The organism is Streptomyces sp. CB09001 (assembly GCF_003369795.1).
Taxonomy (GTDB): Bacteria; Actinomycetota; Actinomycetes; order Streptomycetales; family Streptomycetaceae; genus Streptomyces.
Map to the genome: position 1 here is coordinate 606,925 of NZ_CP026730.1, position 14,641 is coordinate 621,565.

At 69.4% G+C, this 14,641-nt stretch carries 10 protein-coding genes; 4 read left to right on the forward strand and 6 right to left on the reverse strand.

The features are described from left to right. Window positions 1–74 precede the first annotated feature (74 nt). Together C4J65_RS36485 and C4J65_RS02905 are read left to right on the forward strand one after the other, a co-directional pair. Window positions 75–1,238: an alpha-hydroxy-acid oxidizing protein gene (locus C4J65_RS36485; RefSeq protein WP_240330615.1), complete on the forward strand. Its 1,164-nt coding sequence runs from the start codon at window positions 75–77 to the stop codon at window positions 1,236–1,238. Between the two features lie 294 nt (window positions 1,239–1,532). After that, window positions 1,533–2,642, forward strand: a complete 1,110-nt coding sequence (locus C4J65_RS02905; protein ID WP_115740948.1) for a M20/M25/M40 family metallo-hydrolase — start codon at window positions 1,533–1,535, stop codon at window positions 2,640–2,642. A gap of 31 nt (window positions 2,643–2,673) precedes the next feature. Here the strand turns inward: C4J65_RS02905 and C4J65_RS02910 are convergent, their stop codons facing one another. From C4J65_RS02910 to C4J65_RS02925, 4 genes are all read right to left on the reverse strand, one after another. Beyond that, on the reverse strand, window positions 2,674–3,498 hold the full coding sequence (locus tag C4J65_RS02910; protein WP_115740949.1) for an alpha/beta fold hydrolase: 825 nt from the start codon (window positions 3,496–3,498) through the stop codon (window positions 2,674–2,676). Between the two features lie 170 nt (window positions 3,499–3,668). Beyond that, the gene (locus tag C4J65_RS02915; RefSeq protein WP_115740950.1) at window positions 3,669–4,277 is read right to left on the reverse strand and encodes a TIGR00730 family Rossman fold protein; all 609 of its coding nucleotides are present in this window, start codon (window positions 4,275–4,277) and stop codon (window positions 3,669–3,671) included. Window positions 4,278–4,705: 428 nt separating this feature from the next. Further along, window positions 4,706–7,498, reverse strand: a complete 2,793-nt coding sequence (locus C4J65_RS02920; protein ID WP_162832990.1) for a BTAD domain-containing putative transcriptional regulator — start codon at window positions 7,496–7,498, stop codon at window positions 4,706–4,708. Window positions 7,499–8,005: 507 nt separating this feature from the next. After that, entirely contained in the window at window positions 8,006–8,974 is a 969-nt protein-coding gene (locus C4J65_RS02925) for a helix-turn-helix domain-containing protein (protein ID WP_115740952.1), read from the reverse strand. Window positions 8,975–9,524: 550 nt separating this feature from the next. Here C4J65_RS02925 and C4J65_RS02930 point away from each other — a divergent pair. Together C4J65_RS02930 and C4J65_RS02935 are read left to right on the forward strand one after the other, a co-directional pair. Beyond that, complete coding sequence (locus C4J65_RS02930; protein ID WP_240330366.1) at window positions 9,525–11,663, forward strand: ATP-binding protein; 2,139 nt, start codon at window positions 9,525–9,527, stop codon at window positions 11,661–11,663. After that, a complete protein-coding gene (locus C4J65_RS02935) occupies window positions 11,660–12,316 on the forward strand; it encodes a response regulator transcription factor (protein WP_205350947.1) in 657 nt (218 codons plus the stop codon). Before C4J65_RS02930 ends, C4J65_RS02935 begins: the two co-directional genes overlap by 4 nt. A 60-nt stretch (window positions 12,317–12,376) precedes the next feature. Here C4J65_RS02935 and C4J65_RS02940 read toward each other — a convergent pair whose 3' ends face one another. Together C4J65_RS02940 and C4J65_RS02945 are read right to left on the reverse strand one after the other, a co-directional pair. Further along, a complete protein-coding gene (locus tag C4J65_RS02940; RefSeq protein WP_115740953.1) occupies window positions 12,377–14,041 on the reverse strand; it encodes an amino acid adenylation domain-containing protein in 1,665 nt (554 codons plus the stop codon). Next, window positions 14,038–14,631, reverse strand: a complete 594-nt coding sequence (locus C4J65_RS02945) for a TIGR00730 family Rossman fold protein (RefSeq protein ID WP_115740954.1) — start codon at window positions 14,629–14,631, stop codon at window positions 14,038–14,040. The genes C4J65_RS02940 and C4J65_RS02945 overlap by 4 nt, the downstream gene beginning before the upstream one ends. Window positions 14,632–14,641 lie beyond the last annotated feature (10 nt).

A 14,641-nucleotide genomic window follows, 5' to 3' on the forward strand; every position in this document is an offset into this window, starting at 1 on the left:
GCGGCCGGGACGACGGAAGGGACAGGGACGGCAGCGTGCGAGCGGCCGAGGCCGGGGCCGCGGAACCCGCGGCCTTGATCAAGGAAATACTCCTGGCCGGCCTGCGGGGCGTTCGTCCGCCGCTCTCCACCGACCTGACCCGGCTGGAGGACGCGGCACGCGAAGTGCTGGAGCCGAACGCCTTCGGCTACGTCGCGGGCAATGCCGGCACCGGCGTGAGCACCCGCAACAACCGTGAGGCATTCGACCGCCTGCGGCTGGTGCCACGGATGATGCGCGGCACCGCTCGGCGCGACATGTCGGTGTCGCTGCTCGGCCATCGCCTGCCGTCGCCCGTACTGCTCGCCCCGGTGGCCGCCCAGGGTGCGGTGCACCCCGAGGGCGAGCTCGCCACCGTCCGCGGTGCGGCGGCGGTGGGCCTGCCGTTCGTTCTGTCCTCCTTCGCCTCCCGGACGCTGGAGGAGGTCGCCGCTGCGGCGGGTCCAGAGCCGCGGTGGTTCCAGCTCTACCTGCCCACGGAGCGAACCGTGGCGGAGTCCCTGGTACGCCGGGCGGAAGCGAGCGGCTACACGGCGCTGGTCGTCACCGTCGACGCCCCGAGCTTCGGCTACCGGCCGGTGGACCTCGACGCGGCCCATTCACCGTTCCTCCAGGGCATCGGCATCTCCAACTACACGGACGACCCCGCATTCCGCGCAGATCTTCCCCCGGAAGCCGACCGGCTCGCGGTCCTCGCGCACTGGGCGGGCACCGCCACCGACCCGGCACTCACCTGGGACGACCTGGCCTGGCTGCGCCGATGCACCGAGCTGCCCGTGCTGGTCAAGGGCGTCCTGCACCCCGACGACGCCCGGCTGGCGCTGGAGTACGGGGCGGACGGCGTGGTGGTCTCCAATCATGGCGGACGCCAGCTCGACGGCTGTGTGGCCAGCCTGGACGCGTTGCCGGCGGTACGCGCGGCAGTGGGCGACGCCGCTGCGGTACTGCTCGACTCCGGAGTCCGGACCGGCCCCGACGTCCTCAAGGCGCTCGCGCTGGGCGCGGACGCGGTGCTGCTGGGCAGGCCCTACGTCTACGGACTCGCCCTCGGCGGACAGCACGGGGTCGAGCATGTGCTGCGCTGCCTGCTGGCGGATCTCGACCTGGGCTTGGCGCTGGCGGGCTGCGCCTGCGTAGCCGATGTCACGGCAGAACTCCTCACACCGCCGGGAGGAATCCCCGGCGTGCACCACCCCTGATGACCACCGCAGGGCCTGTCCCTGCCGGGCAACTGCTGTGCTGAGGGCCGCTCGAGGCGTGGGCGGCGGGGCCCCGCGCAGCGCGGCGGCCGCGATCGCCACGCGATACGCGACCGATAGCCGGATCCGGAGACTCGGCTCACGAACCGACGGACCGATTCCTCTCCCCCGATCGCGGCCCGCAAGGGTGGACAGAAAGGCTGGAATGACGTGAGCATGCCAACAATATCGGGCCAGCGACTACTGGCTTGTCTGGACAGACTGGCCGCGTTCGGAGGTCGCCCCGACCGGGGCGTGGACCGCTTGGCCGGCTCCGCCGAGGATCTTCAGGCCCGCCTCTGGATGGCGGAGCACCTGCACGCTCAAGGGCTGGAGTCCTGGACCGACGAGACCGGCAATGTCTTCGGTCACGCTCCCGGAGTCGGCGACAGCCGACTGCTTCTCGGCTCGCACACCGACACCGTACCCGCCGGCGGCCGGCTCGACGGAGCGTACGGGGTCATGGCCGCCATGGAGGTGCTGACGACCCTCCACGAACACGGCCATCCCGCCGCCCGATGCCTGGAGATCGTGAGCTTCTGGGACGAGGAGGGCGCCCGGCCCGACTCCTCCGGCGGCATGGTCGGCTCCACCGCTCTGTGCCAGAGCCCTCATCTGGCCCTGATCGACTCCTTCGTCGAGCTGCACATCGAGCAGGGCCCTCGCATGGAAGAAGCGGGCCAGGAACTGTGTGTGGTCGAGGGGATCGTGGGTGTCGACCGACACCTCATCCGTACGGTGGGCGAACCCAATCATGCCGGGACCACTCCGTTTCCGCTCCGCAAGGACGCCGGGCGGGCTCTCATGCGTACGGCAGCCGTCGTCCAGGAGCTCCTCCGCTCGGTCCACGACACCGTCGTCGGAAACATAGGAACGGTGACCCTGGATCCGGGCGCCCCCAATGTGGTCCCGGGCGCCGCGCAGATGGTCGTCGAGATCCGGGCGCCGCACGAGGAGTCGCTCGCGCGGTGCGCCGACATGGTCCTGGAGCGGGCGAGGACGATCGCCCAGGAGGAGGGGTGCACGGTGGAGCACCAGCTGCTCTCGCACAAGCCGGTGGTCGACTTCGACGACGGCATGCGCGCGCTGCTGGAGAAGGTGACGCTCGGCACGGGCCGTGCCACCGGCTCCCTGTACAGCTATGCGGGCCACGACGCCGGCGTGATGAGCGCGCACGTCCCCACCGGGATGGTGTTCGTGCCCAGCGCGCGGGGGGTGAGCCACTCCCCGCGCGAATACACCCCCGAGCATCTGCTCGTGCAAGGTGCTCAGGTCCTGCTCGATGCCGTGATCGCCCACACCGAAGCCAGGACGGCTCCCGGCTCCTCAGGAAGCACCGGCGCCGCCTGGAACGCGAGAGCGTGACCCACACGATCCGCGCGAACGCGATCCGCCTTCACGGGTGTGCCTCCTCCTTCCCGGCCGGGAAGGGCCCCGAATCCAGGTGTCGTCCCGACCTGAAGCCGTCGAGATCCGTTCGCACCGCCGCCATCACCTCGGTCGGCCTCTGCTGGAGATAGAAGTGGCCGCCCGAGAAGACACGCGTGGCGAATGCGGACGCCGTGTGCTCACCCCACCGGATGAGGTCGTCGTACGACACCTGCGGGTCGACGTCCCCGCCGTAGGCGGTGATCGGGCACCGGAGCCTCGTACCCGGGTCGCATCGGTAGGTCTCGGCCGCCCGGAAGTCCGATCGCATGGGCGGGATCACGACGGCCAGCATCTCCGCGTCGTCCAGGAGCGCAGGGTCCGTCCCGGACAGCTCGGCCATCTCGGCGATGATGCCCGCGTCGTCCATGCGGTGCAGGCCCCGGTCCCGTCGGACCGAGGGCGCGGTCCTGCCGGAGGCGATCAGGCCGATGGGTGACGCGCCGTCCGGTTCGCTCTGCAGGCGCAGGCCGGTCTCGTACGCCACGACCGATCCCATACTGTGTCCGAACAGCGCCAACTCCCGTTCCTTCCATGGAAGCAGGGCCTCGCGGATCCGGTCCGCCAGTTCCCTGACGTCTTCGACGGCGGCCTCTGCCATGCGGTCCTGGCGGCCCGGGTACTGCACGACCAGCACTTCCGCCACCTGGGACAGTTCGGCGGAGAGCCGGAAGTACGCGGCGGCCGACCCCCCGGCGTGCGGGAAGCACACCAGGGTCGGTCCGCCGGCCGCGGGATCGTGGTACTGACGTATCCAACCGCTCTGGTCGTGCCTTCGTACAGCGCCGATCATTGTGGGCTCACCTCGTTCTGAGTTTCGCTTGAGGACATCGACAAGTGGCCCGAACTACCCGACGCATCACGTAAGTCCCGGGCGGCCGGGGCCGACCGAGTGGCCCCGCCCCGGCACGTGCCCCCGACACACGTTCCTGTCCGGGTATGCCGTCGGCGCCCCCGGCCCCGCTACCGCCTGCCGTGCAGTGTGGACATCTTCTCCACGGCCGCGACGGCCGCAGCCGGATCGTCGGCAATCTCGAACGGTGCCGGAATGGAATTGCGGGTGAATCCGCGGTCCTGGACTGCGGTGAGGGTGCGCAGCAACGGCGTCCAGAAGTCGTCGACGCCCAGCAGGACCAGGGGCCTGGGGTTCTGTCCGAGGTAGTTGAGGGAAACGACCTCGATGACCTCGTCCAAGGTGCCGTACCCTCCGGGCAGGGCGAGGAACGCGTCGGCCAAGTCGAACATGACCTTCTTGCGTTCGAACATGTCCTCGGTGACCACCAGTTCCTGCTCGGGGGCCATGTCGTCGCGTTCCAGCTCCCGCAGGAAGCGGGGTATCACTCCGGTGACCGGGGCACCGTGGCGCTGCGCCGAGCGTGCCACTGCCCCCATGACTCCGACCCCGCCGGCGCCGTACACCAGGCGGTGCCCGCGGGTGCCGAGGAGAGCACCGACCTCCTCGGCGTACTCGATCACGCGCGGTAGGTGTCCGGGCCTGGCGCCGCAGAAGACCGCCACCGCCAGGCCGCCACCCTGCCCGGTGACCGTGCCGGGTTCCCTGTCGCCTGCCATCCAAGACCTCCCGATTACCGAAGAGCGGTTGGACGACTCCGTCGAGACGGTCGTCCGAGTGCCGGATCTGCTTGCGGCGATATCCTCGTCGGAGCGCTATTCCTGGCCTATCGCAAGGCGATCGACTCCCCATCCCGCGGCCGTGGCGACGTGCGGACGCATCGGTTCGGCGGCCGATAGCGAGCCGATGGCGGGCAAAAGGCGGCATCCGCGACGTTGCCGGTGACCAGAACACGTCCGTCTCCCGGCCACGGGCCGGAATCCGGTAACCCGACATGGAGCACCTGATGAACAGCCGGCCTGGCGCACGACCGTCCGAGACCGCTCACGACACCCCCTGGGGGCCTGCTCCCAGCCCTGGTCTCCCCGGGCGGAAGAGGCTTGGAGCACCAGGCCCGCGGAGCGCCTTCCCTTAGCCGAAGAGTGGTTCAGGACAGTCGCTCCAACAGCTCGAGGAACCTCGCGCCCGCCGCATCGCGATGCTGCCGAAGCACTGGAACCGCCTGTTCCAGAAGGACCTTGGCTTCTTCGAACCGGCGCTGCGCGACGTACACCTCGCCCAGACCGCCCCTCGTCCGAGCCACTTCGAGAGGACTTCCCGTGTCATCCGCGATCGACAGCGCCTTCCGGAAACAGCGGGCCGACTCCGCGAGGTCGTCCCGTACGAGATGGGCGGCGCCCAGGCCTCGCTGAACGTGCCCTTCACCGACTTCGTCGGCCTGGATCCGAACGATGGACAGCGCCTCGCGGAAATGCGTCAGCGCCACCTCGGGCCGCCCCGCCCCCAGTCGCAGTTCACCGAGCCGGACCAGAACCTGAGAGGCCACCCGGGAGCTGCCGGCCTTCCGGCAGGTCTCCAATGCCGCCGTCAACTGCTGTTCCGCCAGGCCGAGGTCGCCCCTCGCCACGTGGATCTGCGCCACGTTGCACCAGACGTGAGCCTGCCCGACCGGATCCCCCGCGTCGCGGAACAGATCGGCCGCGCGGGCGTAGTCGAGCAGCGCAGTGTCCAGCAGTCCCTGAGCGTGTCTGCAGAGCGCGATATTGCGCGTGGCCAGGGCCACCCCTTCCGCGTCGCAGAGCTCTTCGAAGAGGGCCAGCGATTTCTCCAGGAACGGCAGTGCCCGCTCCGTGTGCCGCTGCGAGAGGTAGAGAGAGCCCAGCGAGCAGCGCGTCGCCGCCTCTCCACGCACGTTCCCGTTCTCCAGCACCACATCCAGGGCCGCCTCGTGGCTCCTCCTCCAGTCGTCGTGGTGTTGACGCACCTCGAACAGGGTCACCAGAGACACCGCCAAGTCCCAGCACGCCTCGTCGAGTCCGTACTCCTTGGCCGTGTCGACCACGGCCAGCAGTCCCGAGCGCTCCGTGTCCATCCATCGCAGCGGATCCTTCAGCACGTCGCAAACGACGCTCTCCGAGGGCTCCCACCTGGGTGAATCTCCCCGAACCAGGGCGAAGTCGCCTCCGTGGAGCCGGCGGTGCGCGCGATCGAGCAGCGCGAGCCAGGCTCCGGCGATCCGGCGAACCACCTCCTGACGCTCCGCCACGGTGAGCCGGCCGCCGGCTTCCCGCAGGAAGATGCGGATCAGATGGGGGAAGCGATAGCGGGGGATGTCGTTCGGTTCCGCTTCGAGCGGTGTGAGCAGTTGGGCGGCTGCCGCCTCGTCCAGCAGGTCGTGCGCCTCCTCCGTACCTCGACCGGTCACCACCGCGGCCATCCAGCCGGGGATCGTCTCCATGGCGAAAAGGCTCAGTCGGCTCAGGAGGCCCTGGAGTTCGGGGCGCAGTCCGTCGTAGGTCGAGGCGATGGTCGCGCGCACGGCCTGGTCACCACGTATGAGTTCGTCGAGACGCCGCCCCTCGTCCCGGAACCGATGTGCCATGGACGAGACCGACCGGTGCGGCGCGGCGGCGAGCCGGGCTCCGGCGATGCTGAGCGCCAGCGGCAGACCGTCGAGATGGCGCACCACCTCGGCAACGGCGGCGGGCTCCGCCCGGAGGCGCTTCTCGCCGACACTCCTCCCTATCAGCTCGATTGCCTCCGGAGGGGTCAACGTATCGAGCCGGACGTTGTCCAACGCGGGAATGCCCGTCTGCGACTTGCGGCTGGTCACGAGCACGGCGCAGTCCCGTCCGCCTGGAAGCAGAGGCTGTATCTGCGCCTCGTCGGCGGCATCGTCCAGAACCAGCAGCATGTCGCGACCGGCGACATGGCTGCGGAACATGGAGGCACGTTCGTCCATACCCTCCGGGATGTCCGCGGGCGGCACGCCCAAGGTACGCAGGAAGTGGTCCAGGACCCGACTCGGCGGGACCGCGGATGGCCCACTGCCGTGCAGGTCGTAGTAGAGCTGACCGTCGACGAAGTGCTCGTGCGCCAGCCGGGAGGCGACGTGGAGCGCGAGCGACGTCTTGCCCACCCCGCCCTGACCGTACACGTTGACCGCGCGGGTTCGGTGGTGGCCGGTCGGCGACGGGCGGTCCAGCAGGGCACCGAGCGAACGGGTGAGTTCCTCCCTTCCGACGAAATGATCCGTCAGCGGGGGGAGTTGCCTCGGAACGGAGACACCGGCCGGCTGCGTGTACGCGGGGGCGAGTTCCGGTGCGTCGTTGAGGATTCCGCGCTCGAGGCGGCGGAGTTCGTCGGAGGGTTCCAGGCCAAGGTCGTCGACCATTCGGTCACGGCCCTCGCGGTACACCTGAAGGGCGTCGGTGCGTCGCCCGGCCCGGTGCAGCGCAAGCATGAGCTGCCCTCGCAGCTTTTCGCGCAAGGGGTTCTCGGAGACATGCTTCACCAACTCGGGAAGCAGCTTCCGTTCGCGGCCCCGAATCAGCTCCACGTCGATGCATTCCTCCAGGACGGTGAGGCGCTCCTCGTTCAGAGCCACGGCCTTCCTGTGGAGCACCTCGCTGTCGAGGCCGCTCAGGGCCGGCCCTCGCCAAAGGTTCAGAGCGCCGCGGTAGCTGCGGACCGCCAGTTCGAAGTGGCGGGCGTCCCACGCCGTTCGTGCCTCGGCGACGAGGCGGGCGAAGTCGTCGAGGTCCCGCTGTCCCGGTGTGAGCACCAGCGAGTAGCCGAAGGGGTGTGTTCTGAGAGTGTCGCCCATCCCTACGTCGGCCAGGGCGCGGCGGGCGGCGGAGACACATATCTGGATCTGGCTGCGAACGGTCGCCGGGGGATCCTCGCCCCACACCACGTCGATGATGTCGTCGATGCTCATCGTCTCCCCGGCCCTGCACACGAGTGCTGCCAGTAGGAGTCTCGGTCTTCGCGCGTTGAGTTCCGCGACCACGCCTCCCCGTGTGACCTCGAATCGGCCGAGAAGCGCGAAGTACGCCATTTGGTCCGTGCTTTGCCCCCGCAGGTTCATGACGCTCCGTTGGTGTATCCCTGTCCTGTGACCACGGCCCGGCAGCGTCCGCGGCTCACGAGACCCCGTCGTGGCGCCGGGACGGATGTTGCTTCCTGTGAGGCGGCGGGATCGCCGGCATCGACTTCGATCCGGGCGGATCCTGGCAGCGTCGGCTGCCTGGGTCAGCCGGTACGACGGGCACAGTAGCCCGGGGGCGTCGCCGGGTGTGCCGGTCGTTCGCCCCACAAGGCGAAGCGGGCGCGGAGACCGGAATCGCTGCCAGGAGCCTGGGCGGGGGCCGACTGCTCGGACGCCGCGCTTCTGTCCCTTCAGTCCGAGGGTGGAGAAACGCGAAAGGTGGCCGCGCGGAGACCGTCACACCCAGGTGCGGGGGTGGTTCTGTTCGCGCCAGGCCCTCGGTGAGATTCCGTAGGCCCGTTTGAAGACCTTGCTGAAGTGGGTCGCGTCCACGAAGCCCCAACTCCGCCCTATCGACGCGACGGTCCGCAGCCGCCCGTTCGGGCCTGCCAGCTCCCGTTTGCATTCCGCCAGGCGGCGGGCGCGGATCCAGTCGCCGAGGCTGATTCCCGACCGGGACAGCACGGCGTAGAGCTGCCGTACGGAGATGTCGTGCGCGGCGGCGATCCGGGCCGCCGACAGATCCGGATCGGCCAGGTGCTTCTGGAGGTACTGGGTGATGCGCAGGGTGAGCGTCGCCTCCAAAGGCTCCCTGGCCAGAGCGGAGTTGCCCTGCTGGGTCGTCAGGACCGCACGCAGGAGCTCGACGCTGGGCTGAACGGCGGCCTCACCGTGCGCGCCGTGGTGCAGCTCGTCGGCGACGGCCAATTGGGAGAAGTAGGTGAAGGCGAGGCGTGCCAGGGGGTTGTCGGGCCCCAGGGGCACTGCGGTGACGTCCCGTAACAACCGGTCGGAAAGGGCGAGTGCGGCCCGGGGGAATCGGATGAAGCGGTGGTCGACTCCGTCGTCGAAGAGCAGAGTATAGGGAGTGATCGATTCGAAGACGGCACAGTCGCCGGCCCTCAGCAGGCACTGGCGGCCGTTCTGCACCACCATGCTGCTGCCCGCCATCTGAACGCCCAGGGTGACGGCCGGCTCCTCGTCCTCCCGGGCAAGCCGTGCGGTCCGACGAAGGGTGACCGCGGTCGCCCGCGCCGAACAGAGCCTGAGGGGCCCGACACCGTTGAGCCCGATACGGACGGAGATGTCCTCCGGCGGCGGGCCGTGGTCGATGTCGACCGCCACCATGGATTCCCACACCGCGTTGCGGACCACTTCCTCCCGGTCCCGCGGCGGTATGGACGCGGTGTCCAGGACCGGACTCATGAGGCCGACCCTCGTCGGCCTCGGTCATCGTACCGGTCCCTCGGCACCTCCACCTGTAGTCCCACAACACCCCTCTCACCGCGGCCGGTTCCCGTCACCAGTCTGGCGGGATTCCCTCTCGCCGCGCAACGACTCCGACCGCAGCACAACTCCCCTGTCGTGAGGCGGACTTGAGGACCATGCACCACTGACAAAGTTCCCTGCACGGACGACACAGTCCTGAGCCCACGAAGTTCCTACAGTCCATGGACGAACTCGGAGAAGGGGCGTCGCACACCTCATGTGGCATTGGGGGGACCGGTTGGAGCCGGACGGACCCGCTCAGCATGCGGACGGCCCCAGGTCGAGCGAGCGTCAGCTGACCCTCACCCTCGAGCGGTACGGAGTGGGGCTCCGGTCCACCGTCTTCTGCCTCTGCGGTGCGCTGGGAGTCGTCTCGGCGGACCCGGCGAATGTCCCCCTGGCCCTGACTCTGCTCGTACCCGCCCTTCTCGCGTGCTGCGTACACCTGCGCTCGTTGCGCCGCCCACTCCCTCCCGCTCTGCTGTGGATGACGGATGCCGCCGTGGTAGTGCTGACGGGGCTGTCCCAGCCCCTGCTCGGCGGTGACGTCGCGGATGTGATGGTGGAGGCGATCGTCGGGATCAGCGCCATCACTTTCCAGCACGAGTGGGCGACACGTCCGGTGGCCGGGTTCGCCCTGGCCGCGCTGGGGGCCGGCGTCTGCGCGCTGGGCGACGCGCTCTCATCGCCCACGCACGGCGTCGAGTCGGTCCCCCTGACGCGCATGCTTGTGGAGGTGGGTCTGTCCAGGGGTGCCTATCTCATCGTCCGGGCGCGGGCCAGGGCGGCCGACCGGGCGGCCGCCGCCAGGGCCGCGCTGCGCCGGGAGGCCGAGGTCGCGGCCGCGCGAAGGGCGACTGAGCGCGAGCACCTGGCCACCCTGCACGATACGGCGTGCGCCACGCTGCTGATGGTCTCCCAGGGCGACGGCCAGGACTGGTCATGGCTGCCGCTGCGCGCCACCCGGGATCTGGAGGCGTTGTCCGCCATGCCCGGATTCGGGACGGAGAGCATTGATCTCTCGGTTCTTCTCGGCTGTGTGCCCGAGGGCGAGGGTCAGGCCGGGGTGCACGTCAAATTGCTCGTCAACGGCCCGCTGGCGATTCCGTCCGGCCCTGGGCTCGCGATATTCAAGGGGGTCCGGGAGGCCGTCGCCAATGTGGCACGCCATGCCGGGGTGCGCGATGCGGAGCTGAGGGCGTGGACGGAGGACGGGGTCATCGTCGTCGAACTGTCCGATGCGGGACGGGGCTTCACTCCGGAGTCCGTGCCCGCACGGCGCAGGGGCATCTCCGCTTCCATCGTCGGCAGGATGAACGCGGTCGGAGGCTCCGTGTCCGTCACCTCGCAGCCCGGCGCCGGGACCCGCGTTCAGTGGCGCTGGCAGGGCCGGCCTCCGGCATCACCGGCGGGGGAAGGAGCGAGGGCCACGGGCGTACCGGGTCCACCCGGCGCACGGGCACGACGTACAGCTGTCGTTCGCTTCATCCGCGGGCAGTTGCTTCATGGGGCCCAATTGGCGGCACTGGTGATCAGTCTGGTGGCTCAGTTCTCCATCTCGCTGCGCCAACTCACGGTTCACCAGGACGTGTATGAACCCGCGTGGGCACAGACAGCGGCCTTCATCTGTCTCGCCGCTGTCGCCGCGACCGGGGGCGCCTGCCTGCTGCGTGGCAGGCGGATTCCGCCAGGGGTACGCGGCTGGAGCGTGGGCGCGGTGCTGACGGTCTCGGCCACCGGCGCGCTCACGCTCCCGCCGGAACGCCTGACAGGTCCGGAGGACTGGGTGTTCGGACTGATCGGCTGGCACGCGTTGCTCCTGCTGGCGGACCTTCGGGTCAGGGTCCTCGCGGCGTTCCTCGGGGCGCATGTCGGGTTCAACGTGCTGACCATGTTCCTCCTGGGGTCGCCGACCGCCGCGGAGTCGACTGCCATGGGTATCGCGACCATATCCATCTGCGGCTTCCAGTTCTCCGTCGGTGTGCTGCTGATGCATCTGCTCGACGATGCGGCGCCGGCAGCGGGGAGCGCGGCCGTGCGGGAGGAGGAACTGCGTACCCGGGAACGTATTCATGACGGCATGCAGCACGATCACAGAGAGCGCTACCGCGCCCTGACAGCCACGACGGTACCGCTGCTGGCGGGCCTCGGCCACGGCGTGCTGAGCCCTCATGATGACGACGTCAGGTTGCGGTGCGGTGTGGAAGCCGCCCGAATGCGCCGGTTGTTCGCGGAGAGCGATGCCGTCTCCGACCCGTTGCTGAACGAGTTGCGGGCCTGTGTCGAGGTGGCCGAGCACCAGGGAGTGACGGTGAGCCTGGCCATAAGGGGCCGGCAAAAGGAGGTGCCTGTGGAAGTGCGCAGGAAATTGATCGACCCGGTGGCAGTGGTCCTCGGCCATACCCGCTCGACCGCACGGGTGACCGTCGTATGGGCTCGCCGGGCGGTACGGGTGAGTGTCGTCGGCCAGGACTGCGCCGGCGGCTGCCGCACGGGCGAACCCGTTCGCGCGCACGGCCGTGCCACGGCCGGGAAGGTGACCTTGGCAGGAGCCGCGCGCGGCGGGAGTGTGTGGGTGGAAGCGATCTGGGAAGCGCCGGCTGCCTCCGGAGCCGACCTGCCATGACCGACAACTCCCCGGTGAGCGTGATCGCCATCGACGACCACCCCGCCATCCTTTCGGGGGTGGAGGCGTGGTGCGCCGCGTCGCGGCGTCCCATCACCGTGGTCGCGACCAGCAACTCGGTCCAGGACGCCTGGACCGCGCCCGGCAGTACGGCCGATGTCGTCATCCTGGATCTGCAACTCAACGAAGGCGGCCCCGTCTTCGGCAGCCTCCGCCGACTCGTCGATGCCGGGCGGCAGGTTGTCGTGTATTCGATGCGTGACGACGAGACGACGGCGGTCAGCTGTCTCGATCTGGGAGCCGCGACGTTCCTGACCAAGAACGAGGGCCGAGATCACCTGGTCGAGGCGACCCTGGCAGCAGCCGACGAGCGACCGTACATGCCGCCTGCGCTCGCCGGAGCGCTGGGGACGAACGCTCGTGCGGACCGCCCCCGGCTCTCCGTGCGCGAGGAGAACGTGCTGATCGAGTGGTTCCAGTCCGAGTCGAAGGAGTTGGTCGCGCAGCGGCTCAACATCTCGGTACGGACGGTCAACTCGTACCTGGACAGGGTGCGGATCAAGTACGCGAACGTCGGCCGCCCGGCGCGGACCAAGGCGAGCCTGGTGGCACGCGCCATCCAGGACGGCCTGGTCGACGTGGAGGACCTCTGAGGACGAGCAGGGGACGACGCCTGACTCACGGAGGTGGCCGAACGACCGTCCCGGCGGCACTCAGCCGACCAGCGCGGGGAGGGCGGCCCGGTCCAGCTTGCCGTTGCGGTTGACCGGAAGCCGCGGCACGAAGACGAACGAAGCAGGAATCATGTGGGCCGGCAGCTTCCGGGCCAACTCGGCGTGGAGCACGGCCGGCTCCGGTCCGGTTCCGGGTTCTGCCACGACGCAGGCCACGAGCTCCTTGTCCCCGGACGTCCGCTCGACGGCGACGACCGCGCAGCCCCGCACTCCCGCGCAAAGACCGAGCGCGACCTCGACCTCGCCCAGTTCGATCCGAAAGCCCCGGATCTTCACCTGGTCGTCGATGCGGCCCAGGTACTCCAACGCACCGTCCTGCCGCTGGCGCGCAAGGTCGCCGGTGCGGTACATCCGTGTGCCCGGGAGACCGTGCGGGTCGGGGAGGAATCGTTCGGCGGTCAGCGCGGGGCAGCCCGCGTATCCCCGTGCCAGCCCGGTGCCGGAGATGAACAGTTCCCCCGGCTCGCCGGTCGCAACCGGGTTCAGCTCCGCGTCGAGTACGTACATCCTGGTGTTCCAGATGGGACGTCCGATGGGCACCACGCTCGGGTTCCGCTCCTCCGCACAGTTCCACCACGTCACGTCGATGGCCGCTTCGGTGGGTCCGTAGAGGTTGAACAGCGGGACGTTCAGCTGCGCCTCGAATCTCTTGTGCAGTGCGGGGCTGAGCGCCTCCCCGCTGCATACGACACGCCGCAGACCCCGGGCATCACGCGAGGTGGGCTCCTCGAGGAAGAGGCCGAGCATGGACGGCACGAAATGCACGGTCGTGATCCGCTCGTCCCGGATCAGCCGCACCAGATAGCGGGGGTCCTTGTGTCCCCCGGGTACGGCGACCACCAGCGTCGCCCCGACCGACAAGGGCCAGAGCAGTTCCCACACGGAGACATCGAACCCGATCGGCGTCTTGTGCAGGACCCGGTCCTCACCGGTCAGGGCGAACACGGACTGCATCCACAACAGCCGGTTGACGAGTCCCGCATGGGAGTTCACCACCGCCTTGGGAACGCCTGTCGAGCCGGAGGTGAAGATCAGCGTCGCCGCCCCGAGCGACGTGAGGGAACCTCCTCGGTCCCCGTCGGTCAGTGCCCCTCCGGGCTGGGCCGCCACCTTCCGCACGGTGTCCGGGTCGTCGAGCAGCACCAACGGCACCGTGTCCCCCCGTGAGAGCCTGCCGGCTGCACGGCTCAGGGTCAGGACCATCGTCGGCCGGGCGCTGGTCAGCATGAGGTCCGTGCGCGGCGGGGGGTTCTCCGGTCCGAGGGGGAAGTAGACCGCGCCCGCTTTGAGAATCGCGAGGACGGACTCCACCAGGAGCACCGACCGAGGCAGCGCCACCGCGACCGCTGTCTCCGGCCCGGCTCCGTGCGCGACCAGGAAGCGGGCGAGACGGTTCGCACGCGTGTTGAGTTCGGCGTAGGTGAGAGTGACGTCCTCGTACACGACAGCCGGTGCTGTCGGCGTCCTGGTCGCCTGCTCCTCGAAGAGCAGCGAAAGACTCAGCTCGGGCAGGGGATGGACCGTGTCGTTCCAAGCGGTCGGCACCCGGCCCTCCCCCGGGGCGTCACCGGGCACACGCTTCTGCGCCGTGCGGTGTCCCGACTCCGCGTGGGCCGCGGCTTTCGGGGTGATACGCCTCGTCATGTCGTCACCTTGTCCTCAACGATGCGCATGGCTTCCTGTGCCGTGTACGCGAGCTCGAACGGGGGAGTGCCGGCCACGACGAAACCCCTCTTGTGGATGTCGCTGATGAGGTCTCGGAACTGCTCCCAGAAGCCGCCGGAGTCGAGCAGCACCAAGGGTTTGCGATGCAGTCCGAGCTGCGCCCGCGCCACGACTTCGAGGATGCCGTCCAGCGTGCCGTATCCACCGGGCAGGGCGATGAAGGCATCGGCACTGGCCATCATCCGCAGCTTGCGGTCGGTGAGGTCCCGCGTCAGCATCAGTGTCTGGACGGGAGCTCCCGCCGCATGCTCACGTTCGTGGAGGAAGACCGGCAGGACTCCCATGATCGGGCCGCCGCGCTGCGCGGCGCCTCGGGCCACGGCACCCATCAGGCCGCTGCCGCCGGCGCCGTACACCAGTACGTGGCCCCTGCCCGCGATCTGGGCACCGAGTTCACCGGCGAGCCGCTGTGTCCCGGCGTCCTGCCCGGGTTCGACGCCACAGAACACACAGATGGCCAGTCGCTTCGAGGCACGCGCCTCACTTGTGTGGGATGCGCTCGCTGACATGGGTCGGCTC

What these genes read in the sequence shown, in the direction of transcription:
- C4J65_RS02915 (WP_115740950.1), bottom strand. Translation starts at nt 4,277, where the DNA reads ATGGCAGGCGACAGGGAACCCGGCACGGTCACCGGGCAGGGTGGCGGC.
- C4J65_RS02935 (WP_205350947.1), top strand. Translation starts at nt 11,660, where the DNA reads ATGACCGACAACTCCCCGGTGAGCGTGATCGCCATCGACGACCACCCC.
- C4J65_RS02945 (WP_115740954.1), bottom strand. Translation starts at nt 14,631, where the DNA reads ATGTCAGCGAGCGCATCCCACACAAGTGAGGCGCGTGCCTCGAAGCGA.
- C4J65_RS02940 (WP_115740953.1), bottom strand. Translation starts at nt 14,041, where the DNA reads ATGACGAGGCGTATCACCCCGAAAGCCGCGGCCCACGCGGAGTCGGGA.
- C4J65_RS02920 (WP_162832990.1), bottom strand. Translation starts at nt 7,498, where the DNA reads ATGAGCATCGACGACATCATCGACGTGGTGTGGGGCGAGGATCCCCCG.
- C4J65_RS02930 (WP_240330366.1), top strand. Translation starts at nt 9,525, where the DNA reads ATGACGGATGCCGCCGTGGTAGTGCTGACGGGGCTGTCCCAGCCCCTG.
- C4J65_RS02925 (WP_115740952.1), bottom strand. Translation starts at nt 8,974, where the DNA reads ATGAGTCCGGTCCTGGACACCGCGTCCATACCGCCGCGGGACCGGGAG.
- C4J65_RS02910 (WP_115740949.1), bottom strand. Translation starts at nt 3,498, where the DNA reads ATGATCGGCGCTGTACGAAGGCACGACCAGAGCGGTTGGATACGTCAG.